Raw genomic sequence first — 13317 nt, 5'->3', positions numbered from 1 at the left:
AAGGATGGGGAGCGTACGGCAGCGTGAAGGCAGCGATACGACGGACCAGTACCGGCATCTGGGACCGCTTCGCGGCGTCCGACCCGGGACTGCTGCGGCTGATGGCGGGGTTGCGGACGGTGGGGGCGATCGTGCTGGCCCTCGTCGCCCTCGCGCTGCTCGGCACCAGCGTCTCGCTGATGGTCGCCGGCGCGATGACGGCGATGGTCGCCACCTTCGCCATCCGGGAGAAGGAGGTGCGCGGCCAGGCCGTCACCCTCGGCCTCGGGCTGCCGACGGCGCTGGCCGCGGTGTCGCTGGGGGCGCTGCTGCACAACCAGGTCGTCACCGGTGACCTGTTCTTCATCGCGCTGATCTTCGGCGCCGCCTACGCCCGCCGGTTCGGCGACCGCGGCACGGCGCTGGGACTGATCGGCTTTCAGGTCTACTTCATCTCGCTGTTCGTGCACGCCACGGTGGCGATGCTGCCGGAGCTGTATCTGACCCTGGCGGTCGCGTTCGCGTGCAGCACGGTGATCCGGTTCGCGGTCGTCCGGGACACCCCCGAGCACACGCTGGGCCGCCTGCGGGAGGCGTTCCGGGCCCGCCTGGCCCAGTTGGTCGCCACCCAGCGGAAGTTGGTGGACGCCGACCCCGAGGAGTTGGACGGCGTCCTGGACGACCTGCGGCGGCACACCGCCCGGCTGCACGAGACCGCGCTGATGATCCAGGGCCGCCTGGAGGAGGGCACCCGGGACGCGGCCACCGCGGCGCTGCTCCAACGCCGCATCGCGGACGCCGAGATCGCCGCCGAACGCCTGGGCATGACGCTGCTCAACGCCCGCAGCGCGGAACGCACCGACACCCTCACCCTGCACCTGCCGCACGCCCCGGTGCCGGCCGGCTCCAAACCCCTGCGGTCCGAGGGCGACGCCGTGCCCACCCTGCGCCGGGACCTCGAAGCGCTGGGGCTGTTGGTGGCCCACCGCTCCCCCGGCGACCGCGGCACCGCGCTGGCCCACGTCCGCAACCGGCTGCTCGGCTACCGCGACGAGGACGAACTGCCGCGCGGCTCCGCGGCGGTGCAGGACGCGTTCCGTGCGCTCGGCGAGGCCGCCCGCGCCGTGCTGGGCCTGCGGATCGCGCTGGACGGGCCGCAGGACGAGTCCGACGACACCTCGGCGACCGCCCGCTCGCGCGAGGAGCTCGACGCCGAGGACCTGTCGATCGTCGGCGCGGAGGAGGACGAGGAGGACGAGCGCACCGGGCTCCAGCGCCCCACCACCCGGGCCGCGTTCCAGGTCGCGGCGGGCTCCGCACTGGCTATCGTCGGCGGGGAGTTCCTGTCCACCCAGCGCTGGTACTGGGCGGTCCTGACCTGCTGGGTGGTGTTCCTCAACACCGCCTCCACGGGCGAGATCCTGGTCAAGGGCTACCGCCGGCTGCTGGGCACGGTCCTCGGCGTGATCGCCGGTGTGGCGCTGGCCGGGCTGGTGGGCAACCACACCTGGACGGCGTTCGCGCTGGTGCTGCTCTGCGTCTTCGGGATGTTCTTCACCGCGCCGCTGTCGTACGCGCTGATGTCGTTCTTCGTCACCGCGATGCTCGGCCTGCTCTACACCCTCCTCAACACCTACAGCGTCGCGACGCTGGTGCTGCGCATCGAGGAGACCGCGCTGGGCGCGGCGTGCGGCATCATCGCCGCGGTGCTGGTGCTCCCGGTGCACACCGACCGGCGCACCGACGAGCACCTGGGCACGGTCCTGGACCGGCTCCGGGACGCGGTGTCGGCGGCGGTGACCCAGCTCTCCGGCGGCCCCGCGGAGGACCTGCTGACCCGGGCCCGCGATCTGGACACCGCCCTCAACGACCTGCGCGGCTCCACCCAGCCGCTGGTGCACCCCATCACCCCGCTGCGGGTGCGCCGGCAGACCGCGCGCTATCTGGTGGCGCTGCTGGAGACCTGCGCCTACCACGCGCGTTCGCTGGCGGCGACGGCCGAACTCCTGCCGGCCAGCCGGTCGGTGGCGGCCGATCCCCGGCTCGCCCGCGCCGGCCGGCGGATCGCGCGCAACATCGAGCTGATCGCCGCGCGGGTGAACGACGAGCCCGTCGACGGCGAGGTGGAGGCGGGCGCCAGCATCGCCTCGCTGCTGGAGGCGGACGGTTCGCCGGTGCCGCCGTCGCACACCGTCACCTTCCGGGTGCTGCGGCACCTCCAGCGCCTCGACGAGGGCGTGGTGGGTATCGCCCGCGCCCTGGACGTGCCGGTCGCCGGGCGGGCGGGCCGGAAGAAGAGCGTCTGACGCACAAGACCCCACCGGGCCGGCCGCGCGGATCGCCGCGCGGCCGGCCCGGTGCCGTTCCCCAGGGCCACGAAGCCGCTCCCGTCCGTCACTTCCCGGTAAAACTTTCCCGCGTTCCCGTAGGGCGCCCGCTCCCGCGCCGGCGCCGCCCGGCGCCCGCCCCCGCGCCGAACCCGCAGCTCAACGCCGTCGCACCGGCCGTTCGCCGGGCCCTCACGCGCGCCCCGGCGGGCCCCCGCGCGCCCCGTCCCGCATGACGCCCCGGTTGACGCGACCGGCCTCCGAGGAACACCCTCGTTACATAGGTGCTCGATACAACTGACTCTGGCGAGACGGGTCGGGCGACCGTCCATCGGCGTTGCCCGCCCCCTCCCGACCCCCGGTCCGCCGCGGCCCGTCCCGCGGTTCCGCGGCGCCGGCGGCCCCCAGGGCTCGGAGGAGGAGGACAAGGCATGTGCGGCATCACCGGCTGGATTTCCTTCGACCGCGAACTGCGCGCCGAGCAGGCGACCGTGGACGCGATGACCGAGACGATGGCCTGCCGCGGGCCCGACGACCGCGGCACCTGGGTACAGGGCCCCGCGGCGCTGGGCCACCGGCGCCTGGCCATCATCGACCTGCCCGGCGGACGGCAGCCGATGGTCGCCGAGCGCGCCGACGGCACCAAGGTCGTCCTCGTGTACTCCGGTGAGACCTACAACTTCGGCGAGCTGCGCAGCGAACTGGTCGACAAGGGGCACCGGTTCACCACCGATTCCGACACCGAAGTCGTGCTGCACGCCTACCTGGAGTGGGGCGAGGCGGTCGCCGAACGCCTCAACGGGATGTTCGCGTTCGCGGTCTGGGACGAGCAGCGCCAGCGGCTGGTGATGATCCGCGACCGGATGGGCATCAAGCCGTTCTACTACTACCCCACCGCCGACGGCGTGCTGTTCGGCTCCGAGCCGAAGGCGATCCTGGCCAACCCGCTCGCCGACCGGCGGGTCGGCCTGGACGGACTGCGCGAGATGTTCGCCTTCGTCAAGACGCCGGGGCACGCGGTGTGGGAGGGGATGCGGGAGGTCGAGCCGGGCACCGTGGTCACCGTCGACCGCGACGGGCTGCGCCGGCACGCCTACTGGGCGCTGCGGACCCGGGCCCACCAGGACGACCGCGAGACCTCCATCGGCCACGTCCGGACCCTGCTCGACGACATCGTCCGCCGCCAGTTGGTCTCCGACGTGCCGCGCTGCACCCTGCTGTCGGGCGGGCTGGACTCCTCGGCGATGACCGCGCTGGCGGCCCGTCAACTCGCCGAGGCGGGCGAGACGGTGCGCAGCTTCGCCGTCGACTTCGTCGGCCAGACCGAGAACTTCATCGCCGACGACCTCCGCGCCACCCCCGACACCCCCTTCGTGCACGACGTGGCGCGGCTCGCCCGCACCGAGCACCAGGACATCGTGCTGGACTCCGCCACCCTGGCCGACCTCGACGTCCGCGCCAAGATGATCCGGGCCCGCGACATACCCATGGGCCTGGGCGACATGGACTCCTCGCTGTACCTGTTGTTCAAGTCGATCCGGCAGCACTCGACGGTGGCGCTGTCCGGCGAGTCGGCCGACGAGGTCTTCGGCGGGTACAAGCAGTTCTTCGACGAGGACGCCCGGAAGGCCAACACCTTCCCCTGGCTGGTGGGCTTCATCCAGCACTTCGGCGACGACGACCACATCCTCAACTCCGACCTCAACAGCGCCCTGGAGCTGCCCTCCTACGTCCAGGACAACTACGACCGCGCCATCAAGGACGTCGAACGGCTCGACGGCGAGAGCGACTTCGAGTTCCGGATGCGGAAGATCTGCTATCTGCACCTCACCCGCTTCGTGCGGATCCTGCTGGACCGCAAGGACCGGGCGAGCATGGCCGTCGGGCTGGAGGTACGGGTCCCGTTCTGCGACCACCGCCTGGTCGAGTACGTCTACAACACCCCCTGGTCGCTGAAGTCCTTCGACGGCCGGGAGAAGAGCCTGCTGCGCGAGGCCACCGCCGACGTGCTGCCGCGCTCGGTGTACGACCGGGTGAAGAGCCCGTACCCGTCCACGCAGGACCCGCAGTACGCGGTCGCGCTCCAGCAGCACGCCAAGGACCTGTTGGCGCGCCCCTCGCACCAGATCTTCGACATCGTGGACCGCGGCTGGCTCCAACGCGCGGCGGACCACGAAGCGCCGCAGATCACCCAGGCGTCCCGGCGCGGCCTCGAACGCACCCTGGACCTGGCCCTCTGGTTGGAGATGTACTCCCCCACCATTACGCTCTCCTGATCCACGGCGGGGCCCCGACGGGCCCCGCCTCGGACCTGAGTCCGGTACGGCAGGCGATGGGTGAGCGATGACGATCGGTGACGACGCGGCGCTGCAGTTGGTGGTTTCGCTGCACCGGCTCACCCGGAGCCTGCGCAGGTCCGCCACGGCGGGCAGCATCCAGCTCACGCACACCGCGGTGCTGGCGCTGTTGACCCAGCGCGGACCGTCCCGGATCGGGGAGATCGCGCAGTGGGTGCCGTGCTCCCAACCCACCGCCACCGCGGCCGTCCTCGGCCTGGAGTCCGCCGGCCTGGTGCGCCGGGAGGCGGACCCCGACGACCGGCGCGCCAGCCGGGTCCTGCTCACCGAGCGGGGCTCGGCGGCGCTGGCGGAGGTGGCCCGCGGCGAGGCCCAGGTCCTCGCCCGCCGCCTGAGCGTGCTCCGCCCGGAGGAGATCCGACTGCTCGCCGAGGTGGAGCCGGTGCTCCGCCGACTCGCCGAGGCCGGGGACTGACCCGCGCCGCGCCCATTGGTGACGGTGGCTCAACAGCGCGTCCGCGGCGTCGCGTTGCCCACCGTCCGACGGGCGGCAGCCGCGCCGCCCCGACCGACCCGCCACCACGGGAACGGACATGCGTCGTTCCCACGTTTTTCGCCCACCCGCTCACCCGTCCCGCTGGACCTCCTAGCCCACTTGGCCCCTCGTTACGAGATGACGGGGCCTCAGGTCAGCCATGCTGCCTCTCCTCATGGAGGTCCTCGTGGAGGTGCTCAGGTAATGGCTGAAGACCGGCAGCAGACCACCGACCCGCGCGTGGGGTCCCCGCGGCGGCGCGTGCTGGCCGCGGCGGCGCTCGCCCCCGTACTCGCCGCGGCGACCACCCCCGCCCGCGCCCGCCCCACCGCCGGCCCCGCCGGGTCGGCCGCGGCGCCCGAGCGGAAGCTGATCACCCCCGTCCACACCACCCCCGACGACTGGAAGGCCGTCGCCAAGGCGATGGGCCGCGGCGGCGACGTGAAGCGCAACGTGATGTTCCACATCGGGCTCCCCCGCCGGGACCTCCGGGTGGTCTCCCACCGCGTCCGGGTCAGGCCGGCCCTCGCCCTGGGCTCGCACTGCTCCTTCGTCCGGTACACCGACGGCAGCACCCTGCTGATGGGCGACATCGTGGTCACCGAGGACGAACTGCAGGACTTCGTCGACGCGTTGCAGCATCACCAGATCCGGCTGACCGCCCTGCACAAGCACCTGCTGGCCCAGCAGCCCGACGTCTGGTGGGTCCATGTGCACGCGCACGGCCACCACCCGTTGGCGCTGGCGCGCGGGCTGCGCGCGGCGTTCGCCGGCACCGGGACCCCTCCGCCGGCGACCACCGAGGCGGACGGCGAGGTCGACCTGGACACCGCCGGGATCGACCGCGCCCTGGGCGCCAAGGGTTCCGTGGACGACGGGATCTACAAGTGCATCTTCGTCCGCCGCGAGAAGATCACCGACGGCCATATGGTGCTCCCGCCGGGCCTGGGCTCGACCAGCGCCCTCAACTTCCAGCCGCTGGGCGACGGGCGGGCCGCGATCAGCGCGGACTGCTGCATGGTCGCCGACGAGGTCCAGCCCGTCCTCCGGGCGCTGCGACGGGCCGGCGCCAAGCTGGTGGAACTCCACAACCACGGGCTGACCGACGATCCCCGGCTGTTCTTCGTGCACTTCTGGGTGGTCGGCGACGCGGTCCGGCTCGCCCGCGCGCTGCGTCCCGCGTTGGACTCCACCAACGTCGTCCCGGCCGGCTGACCGGGCCGCCGGGCGACCACGGACGGCGGTCCGCGCGGTGCGCGGGGCGATCGGTGCGGTGACGGTGGACGCGGCGCGGGGCCGCGCCGCGCCGCCCCGGTCGCCCCGCCGCTCCAGCTCCCGGCCGCGAAAAGGAGTTGCGCGGCTCTCCGCCGTGGGGTTTCCTCTCCTTCCGAGCCCCGGCCACCACGCGCCGCCGGGCCACGACGACACAACGAGAGGAGGGACGGGTCGATGACCGCCATGACCATCCCGCTCGTCCCCTCCCGGGGTTCCGACCAGAGCTGAACTCCGGGGCGGACGGGCACCTTCCAGGGAGTGCCCCGGACCGTGCAAACACCCGAACTGACGCTGCGGCCGCTCGCCGGACCGCACGAGCTCGACCTCTTCAACCGCCTGCCCTACCTCCTCAACGACGAGCTGGCGGACGACCTCGCCCAGGGCCGCCGACGGCCGGCGTGGATGTGGCTGGCGCTCCGCGGCGACCGGCCGCTGGCCAGGCTCGCCTGGTGGAGCCGACCGGGAAACGACGTCCCGGCCCTGCTGGACCTCCTCGACCTCGACGACGAACTCCCGGACCACGAGCGGATGGACGTCGGCGTCCGCCTGTTGCGCACCGCCATGGCCGCCACTCTCCCGCGCGGCGCCACCCCGCCCGAGTACGGCCGCTACGTCCCGCCCGACTGGCGCGACACCCCGGCCGCCCGGCAGGCCGTTCGGGACCGGATGACGGTCCTGGAGCGTGCCGGCGCCCGGCCGTTCGTCGAGCGGCTGCGCCTGGAGTGGCGCCCCGGGACGCCGGTTCCCGCGCCGACCGGGCGCCTCTCCTTCGCCCCGGCCCCGGACCCGGAGCTGTTGCTCACCCTGATGACCGAGGCGCTCGCCGGCACCCTGGACGCGCACAGCCGTGCCGACCTGACCCGGATGTCCGCGCGCGCGGCGGCCGTCGCACACTACGAGGGGGAGCTCGCCAACTACCGTTCCCCCAGGGACTGGTGGCGCGTGGCGACCCTTCCCGGCGGGGCTCCGGTGGGCTTCGTCCTCCCCTCCCACAACGGCTACAACGCCAGCGTCGCCTATATCGCCGTGCTGCCCGAGCACCGTGGCAACGGCTACGTCGACGACCTGCTCGCCGAGGGCACCCGCGTCCTCGCCGCACAGGACGTCCCCCGTGTCCGGGCGTCCACGGACCTCGGCAACTCCCCCATGGCGGCCGCCTTCCGGCGCGCCGGCTACGTCAACATCGGCCACGAGATCACCATGGTCTGGGGCTGAGCGGGGAGGGCCCGAGGACCGCGCCGGCAGCGCGTACGCCACGCCGGGCTCCGGCCCTCCGGCGGCCCGAACCCACCGGAAAACGGCGAGCGGTGGGCCCGGCCGGCGCAGTACGGTCCGGGCATGGTGGACGAGGACGGGTACTTCGGAGAGCACGTCGCGGCCAGGTACGACGCGGATGAGGCGGAGATGTTCGCGGCGGAGGCGGTGGATCCGGCGGTGACGCTGCTGGCCCGACTGGCCGGTCGGGGCCGGGCGTTGGAGCTGGGCGTCGGCACGGGGCGGATCGCGCTGCCGCTGGCCCGCCGTGGGATCCCGGTGCACGGCATCGACCTGTCCCGGGCGATGGTGGCCCGGCTGCGGGCCAAGCCGGGCGGCGACGACATCGGCGTGACCCTCGGCGACTTCGCCACGACGCGGGTGGCCGGGAGCTTCTCCGTCGCCTATCTGGTCTTCAACACGCTCATGAATCTGACGTCCCAACAGGCGCAGGTGGACTGCTTCCGCAACGTCGCGGACCACCTCGAACCGGGTGGCACCTTCGTCGTCGAGGTGATGGTCCCCGAGCTGCGCAAGCTGCCGCCCGGGGCGCAGGCCGTCCCGTTCCAGATCGGCCCGACCCGCTGGGCGTACGACGTCTACGACGTGGCGACCCAGGCGATGAGCTCCCACTACGTCGACGTGGTCGACGGCCGCGGCAGCTTCACCTCGACGCCCTTCCGGTACGTCTGGCCGGCGGAGCTCGATCTGATGGCGCAGCTCGCCGGGTTGCGGCTGCGCGAGCGGAGGGGCGGATGGGCGGGCGAGCCGTTCACCGGCGAGAGCCAACGGCACGTGTCCGTCTGGCAGAAGCCCGTCCACGCCGACGGCAAGGGAAGGTGACCGGTCGCCTTTCTCGTTCACCCCGAGCTGGCCGAGAGGCGTGGCCGGCGCGAAAACCGATTGGCCGGCGGGCCCCGGACCAGGAAGAGTGCGGGGGAAGGAGCGCCGGCCGTCGCGCGGCGCTCGGTGCAGGGTTCCGCAGTTTTCACAACGATTCCTCAGTTTGGGCCGATTCATGGGGCATGTAGAAGTCGCGCACGTGGAGTACTACCTTCCGGACGGGCGGGTGTTGCTCGATGACGCCTCCTTCCGGGTGGGCGAGGGGGCCGTCGCCGCGCTCGTCGGGGCGAACGGCGCCGGCAAGACCACGCTGTTGCGGCTGATCTCGGGCGAGTTGAGACCGCACGGCGGGTCGGTGACGGTCAGCGGGGGCCTTGGGGTGATGCCGCAGTTCGTCGGCTCGGTGCGGGACGAGCGGACGGTGCGCGACCTGCTCGTGGCGGTCGCGCCGGAGCGGATCCGGCAGGCGGCGCACGCCGTCGACGAGGCCGAACTCGCCCTCATGGAGCGGGACGACGAGGCGGCCCAGATGCGTTACGCCCAGGCGTTGAGCGACTGGGCGGAGGCGCGCGGCTACGAGGCCGAGACGGTGTGGGACATGTGCACCACGTCGGCGCTGGGCATCCCGTACGAGAAGGCGCAGTGGCGGGCGGTGCGGACGCTGTCCGGCGGTGAGCAGAAGCGGCTGGTGCTGGAGGCGTTGCTGCGCGGGCCCGACGGGGTGCTGTTGCTCGACGAGCCGGACAACTACCTGGACGTGCCGGGGAAGCAGTGGCTTGAGGAGCAGTTGCGGGAGACCCGCAAGACGGTGCTGTTCGTCTCGCACGACCGGGAGTTGCTGGCGCGGTCCGCGCAGCGGATCGTGAGCGTGGAGCCCGGACCGGCCGGCAGCGACGTGTGGGTGCACGGCGGCGGCTTCGCGACGTACCACGCGGCGCGGGCGGAGCGGTTCGAGCGCTTCGAGGAACTGCGGCGGCGGTGGGACGAGAAGCACGCCCAGTTGAAGCGGCTCGTCGTCGACATGCGGCAGTACGCCTCGCGCAGCGACGAGATGGCGTCGCGGTACCACGCGGCGCAGACCCGGCTCCAGAAGTTCGAGGAGATCGGCCCGCCGCCGGAGCCGCCGCGGCCGCAGAAGATCACCATGCGGCTCAAGGGCGGCCGCACCGGGGTGCGCGCGGTCACCTGCCAACGGCTGGAACTGACCGGGCTGATGAAGCCGTTCGACCTGGAGGTCTTCTACGGCGAGCGGGTCGCGGTGCTGGGCTCCAACGGGTCGGGGAAGTCGCACTTCCTGCGGCTGCTGGCGGGCGAGGACGTGGCGCACACGGGGCGGTGGAAGCTGGGCGCCCGGGTGGCACCGGGGCACTTCGCGCAGACCCATGCCCACCCCGAGCTGATGGGGCGCACGCTGGTCGACATCCTGTGGACCGAGCAGGCGAAGAGCCGGGGGCCGGCGATGAGCGCGCTGCGCCGCTACGAGCTGGACCAGCACGGGGACAAGCCGTTCGAGAAGCTGTCCGGCGGGCAGCAGGCCCGCTTCCAGATCCTGCTGTTGGAGATCGGCGGCGCCACCGCGCTCCTGTTGGACGAGCCGACCGACAACCTGGACCTGGAGTCGGCCGAGGCGCTCCAGAAGGGACTGGAGGCGTACGAGGGGACGGCGCTGGTGGTCACGCACGACCGCTGGTTCGCCCGGTCGTTCGACCGGTTCCTGGTCTTCGGGCAGGACGGCCGGGTCCGGGAGGTGCCGGAGCCGGTGTGGGACGAGGGACGGGTGGAGCGCCGCCGCTAGAACCTGTCCGACCTCGGCCCCTCGGGCAGGCCCTTCTAGCGCACGCGGCACGGGAGGGGAAATCCGCCGCCACCCTCGGGGCGGGGTCTCGGCCGTGTTCGGACCGGTTTCCGATGCGCCGTTCGGGCCGCCGGACACCGGGCGAACAGGGCGCGTCCAGAAGGACGTTCGACACCCGGTGACCGCCCCGCGCACACCCGCCCCAGAGCCGCGCACCAGCCCCAGCATTCCCCACTCTGCCGCCGCGGGGGGTGGTGCGCGGCCGACGGAACGCCGGGTGGGCGCTCTACTGCACCGGAACATTCCCGTCAAGGTGGTGAATTCGGGCCCGAAAGTGGGCAGTTGACCCTTGTCTTGACGCGGTGATTGACTTCCCGCGTCACCCGGCACCGCTCCGCGCCCGCGACCCGGAGGCCAGAAAGGGATCACCGGGTCCTTCGGGATCCGCGGGCACCGTCACGGCTCCGGGTGAGCAGTGGTCACGCATGTCCTTCAACAGGCTGCCGCCCGTCGAGGATCGAGGCCCATCGGAGCGTGAGGATCACCGTCGCATGAGAATAAGCGTCGTCGTCCCCGCCTACCGCGCCCGGGACGCGCTGGAGTTGTGTCTGCTGGCCCTGGCCCGCCAATCGCTCGACACCGCGCACTCGGCCGAGGTGATCGTGGTGGACGACGGCTCCGCGGACGGCACGGACCGGATGGTGGCCGCGCTGCCGGCCGGCCTCGACGTCCGCTATGTCTACGAGCCGCGCTCGCCCGCGTCCGGCCGGGCGCGGGCCCGCAACCTCGGGCTGGCGCACGCGACGGGCGACCTCGTCGTGCTGCTCGACGCGGACCAGGTGGTGGCGCCGACGTTCCTCGCCGAGCACGTCCGGGCCCATGCCGAGGGCGACGACCTGGTGGTCGTCGGCCGGCGGTTCCAGTTGGGGGACGGCCCGGTCGACCGCGAGCGACTGCGGTACGAGTTCAGCTTCGAGGCGCTGCCGCCGGTGGTGCGCGGCGACGAACGGGAGCCGGTGCTGGAGGCGTTCGACTGCGAGCTGGCCGGGCTGGAGACCGCCTGGCACTACGTGTGGGCGTGCAACGCCTCGGTGCGGCGCGGCCATCTGGTGGCGGCCGGCGGCTTCGACGAGGCGTTCGTCGGCTGGGGGTTGGAGGACGCCGAGCTGGGCTACCGGCTCACCCGCCGCGGCCTGCGCCTCCGCTACGCCACCGAGCCGGCCGTCTACCACCTGCACCGGGAGTCGCCCCCCGCGGCCCGGCACGGCGAATGGCGGCGCAATCTCGCGCACTTCGCGAGCGTGCACGACGACGTGGTGGTGCTGCTCCAGCGGGTCTTCGAACCGGTCGTCGACCCGACCGGCCCGGGCTGGGGCCGGCACGAGTGCGCGCTCCGCTTCGAACTCGCCGCCCGCGCGCTCGCCGGCCGCCTGCGGCCCGCACCGACGGGCTGAGCCGAGGCCGCCGTCACGCCCGGGCCGCCCCGGCGCACCGGCGGATCCCCCCGCCTCGCTCCCGGGGGCGGGCCGCTTCGCGTGTCTACTCTGGAAGTGCGGCGGTCCGCCCCGTCCTATGGGCGGGGCATCGGACGAGGGCCCAACGGGCCCGCGCCCCGGGCCGTACGACGCCACCCGAAGGAGAGCCGTGTCCGGCGCACCATCCCTCCCCACCACCGGGACGCGCGCCCCGGACCGTTCCTGCGTCCTGCTCAAGCACGGCGAGATCTTCCTCAAGGGGCGCAACCGCCGGCTGTTCACCGAGCGGTTGCACGACAACCTCCGGGTGGCGCTGCGCGGTGTCGGCGGATCGACCTGGATCAAGATCGCGCAGAACGTCACCGTGCTGGGCGGCCAGGTGCCGCAGGAGGCGCTGGTCGAACGGGCCCGCCGGGTGATCGGCTTCAACTCCGTCCAGCCGGCGATCCGGGTCGACAGCTCCCTGGAGGCCATCACCGCGGCGGCGGTACGGACGCTCGCCGAGCTGGCCGCCCAACGGCCGGTGGCCAGCTTCGCGGTGCGGGTCAAGCGCCGGGACAAGGCGTTCCCGCTGACGTCGTCGCGGCTGGCGGCCCACCTGGGGGCGCGGATCCAGGAGGCCCTGGACGGACTGCCGGTGGACCTCTCCCACCCCGGCGTCCGGCTGGCCGTCGAGGTCGACCGCAAGGAGACCTATCTGTCCTGGGTCCGGTATCCGGGCCAGGGCGGGCTGCCGGTCGGGGCCAGCGGGCGTGCCCTGGTGCTGCTGTCGGGCGGCTACGACTCCCCGGTGGCCGCCTATCGCGCCATGCGCCGCGGCCTGGCCTGCGACTTCGTCCACTTCACGGGCGCGCCGTACACCAACGCGTCCTCGACGTACAAGGCGTACGCGCTGGCCAGGGAGCTCAACCGCTACCAGCCGCCGGGCCGGCTGTACGTCATCGCCCTCGGGCGGGCGCAGCGGCAGTTGGCGGTGGCCGGCGCGGGCCGGCTCCAGGTCGTCGCGCAGCGGCGGCTGATGGTGCGGGCCGCCTCGGCGCTGGCGGCCCGGATCCGGGCGCAGGCGCTGGTCACCGGGGACAGCCTGGGCCAGGTGGCCAGCCAGACGCTGGCGAACCTCGTGGCCGTGGACGAGGCCGCCGCGCTCCCCGTCGTCCGGCCGCTGGTCGGCTGGGAGAAGCAGGAGATCATCGACGAGGCCCGCGCCATCGGCACCGCGGACGTCTCGGTGCTCCCGGACGAGGACTGCTGCCGGCTGCTCGCCCCGCCCCAGGTCAGCACCCGGGCCGCGCTGCCCCAACTGCATGCGCTGGAACGCCGCCTGGACCTCGACGAGCTGATCGCGGAACTGCTGGCGGGCGCCCAGGTCATGCGGCCGGAGGCGGATGGCGGGGACGACGGGAGGGACGGGGGTGCCACCGGCGGCGCGGGGGCCGTCGGGGCGGGGGCCCGGATCGGGAGCGGGTCCGCTGCTCCCGGTGATGCCACGACGTGCGCGGCGCGGGCGTCGGCAACGGCCTGAGGGCGCTCCCCCGGC

The 13317-nt window shown here is 73.3% G+C and carries 9 protein-coding genes; all 9 read left to right on the top strand.

Annotated features, from left to right (window positions below; translation table 11 throughout):
- The first annotated feature begins 101 nt into the window (after positions 1-101).
- Positions 102-2285 (top strand): FUSC family protein, encoded by a 2184-nt coding sequence (locus tag ACIQU6_RS31865; RefSeq protein ID WP_403485218.1) that lies wholly within the window; start codon positions 102-104, stop codon positions 2283-2285.
- A gap of 452 nt (positions 2286-2737) precedes the next feature.
- On the top strand, positions 2738-4582 hold the full coding sequence (asnB, locus tag ACIQU6_RS31860) for an asparagine synthase (glutamine-hydrolyzing) (RefSeq protein ID WP_403485189.1): 1845 nt from the start codon (positions 2738-2740) through the stop codon (positions 4580-4582).
- A gap of 67 nt (positions 4583-4649) precedes the next feature.
- Positions 4650-5078 (top strand): MarR family winged helix-turn-helix transcriptional regulator, encoded by a 429-nt coding sequence (locus ACIQU6_RS31855; RefSeq protein WP_403485188.1) that lies wholly within the window; start codon positions 4650-4652, stop codon positions 5076-5078.
- Between the two features lie 264 nt (positions 5079-5342).
- Positions 5343-6353 (top strand): DUF1259 domain-containing protein, encoded by a 1011-nt coding sequence (locus ACIQU6_RS31850; protein WP_403485187.1) that lies wholly within the window; start codon positions 5343-5345, stop codon positions 6351-6353.
- Positions 6354-6683: 330 nt separating this feature from the next.
- Positions 6684-7628 carry a GNAT family N-acetyltransferase gene (locus ACIQU6_RS31845; protein WP_403485186.1) on the top strand — a complete coding sequence of 315 codons (945 nt, stop codon included), beginning with the start codon at positions 6684-6686 and terminating at the stop codon, positions 7626-7628.
- Between the two features lie 123 nt (positions 7629-7751).
- Positions 7752-8510 carry a class I SAM-dependent DNA methyltransferase gene (locus ACIQU6_RS31840; RefSeq protein WP_403485185.1) on the top strand — a complete coding sequence of 253 codons (759 nt, stop codon included), beginning with the start codon at positions 7752-7754 and terminating at the stop codon, positions 8508-8510.
- 175 nt (positions 8511-8685) lie between these two features.
- Positions 8686-10305, top strand: a complete 1620-nt coding sequence (locus tag ACIQU6_RS31835; protein WP_403485184.1) for an ABC-F family ATP-binding cassette domain-containing protein — start codon at positions 8686-8688, stop codon at positions 10303-10305.
- A gap of 551 nt (positions 10306-10856) precedes the next feature.
- Complete coding sequence (locus ACIQU6_RS31830) at positions 10857-11759, top strand: glycosyltransferase family 2 protein (RefSeq protein WP_403485183.1); 903 nt, start codon at positions 10857-10859, stop codon at positions 11757-11759.
- A gap of 190 nt (positions 11760-11949) precedes the next feature.
- The gene (thiI, locus tag ACIQU6_RS31825; RefSeq protein WP_403485182.1) at positions 11950-13302 is read left to right on the top strand and encodes a tRNA uracil 4-sulfurtransferase ThiI; all 1353 of its coding nucleotides are present in this window, start codon (positions 11950-11952) and stop codon (positions 13300-13302) included.
- Positions 13303-13317 lie beyond the last annotated feature (15 nt).

The organism is Streptomyces sp. NPDC090442 (genome assembly GCF_044769405.1).
Taxonomy (GTDB): Bacteria; Actinomycetota; Actinomycetes; order Streptomycetales; family Streptomycetaceae; genus Streptomyces.
Note: the sequence above shows the minus strand (reverse complement) of the source record. Positions and strands in the feature narration are given on the sequence as shown.